General features: G+C 59.4%; 3 tRNA genes. All 3 read right to left on the reverse strand.

The features are described 5' to 3' along the window. Positions 1-147: 147 nt before the first annotated feature. Positions 148-221: transfer RNA gene (locus tag BKN37_RS27250), tRNA-Lys, on the reverse strand. A 4-nt stretch (positions 222-225) separates the two neighbouring features. After that, positions 226-299 (reverse strand) — tRNA-Leu (locus BKN37_RS27255). 5 nt (positions 300-304) lie between these two features. After that, positions 305-394, reverse strand: a tRNA-Leu gene (locus BKN37_RS27260). Positions 395-1083 lie beyond the last annotated feature (689 nt).

Raw genomic sequence — 1083 nt, forward strand, 5'->3', positions numbered from 1 at the left:
ACTTTGGTAGGTAACTCATTGACCACTACGCGATGGCCCACCCCAAGCCCGGTATCGACACACCCCAACAGGGATCCGTCCAGATCAGCCCCGGTCCCGAAACCCCACCACCCCAGGGGACTTACCCTAACGGAGCGTGAAATATTGTGCGCCGCCAGGGACTTGAACCCTGGGCCCACTGGTTAAGAGCCAGTTGCTCTACGCATCTGAGCTAGCGGCGCGCTGTACCCCGCGAGGGAGTCGAACCCCCAACCTCTGGAGCCTAAATCCAGCGCCTCTTCCAGTTGGGCTAGCGGGGCATGCGTGCGCTCGGCAGGATTTGAACCTGCACGCCGGAGTTACCGGCACCTGGGTTTGAGCCAGGCGCGTCTACCGAAGGTTTCGCCACGAGCGCGAATGCCATCGCTGTGTAGTTATCAAAGTGCCTACAAGGCAGCAACAATGGGCCGCCTCGCCGCTGTGCACACGAAGGTCCGGGTGCGTTGCTGGTAGGAAATGATGCGCCGTTGAAGACGCGATGTCTACTGGATTATTTGTCGTGTTCTACTGCAGCCCAACGTAATTGGGCGCGACCAACTACAGGAATGTCAGGCGACATTCCTGCCAGCGAAAACGGCAAAGCTAAGAGATGTGTGAGGTTTTTCTTCTGGCCCTTGCTTCCGGCCGGGGCACACGCCCACTGACGGGGCGGAAGAGTGGCGAAATGACCGGAAGCACAGTCGCTGCCAGACGACGTTACGCTGCTCACTCGACCCGAGTTGAGCGATTGCGTCAACGGTGCCCGCATACGACAAGGCCACCGTGGATGCTATGTGCATCCCGGTCATGAGCTCATAGTCGTAGCGGAGCATGGTCACAGATCAACGATATCAGCGGCGGCGGTTTTCGACACGCTCTATTTTGGGTGATCTCGTCGTCGCGCTCACGCGCCTGCGTGGTGTCGCGGCCGGTTAGAGCCAATGCCGCGCAGTTAGGTGTGTGATTGGTGTGGCAAGTGTGACACGCCGTTGTGGGTACCGGTAGGGCAGCGGAACTCCCGGTATCGATGGATTGTCCGTCCAAAGACATCCGTCTCACCAGGGA

This window comes from Mycobacterium talmoniae (genome assembly GCF_001854525.1).
In the GTDB taxonomy this organism is placed as follows: domain Bacteria; phylum Actinomycetota; class Actinomycetes; order Mycobacteriales; family Mycobacteriaceae; genus Mycobacterium; species Mycobacterium talmoniae.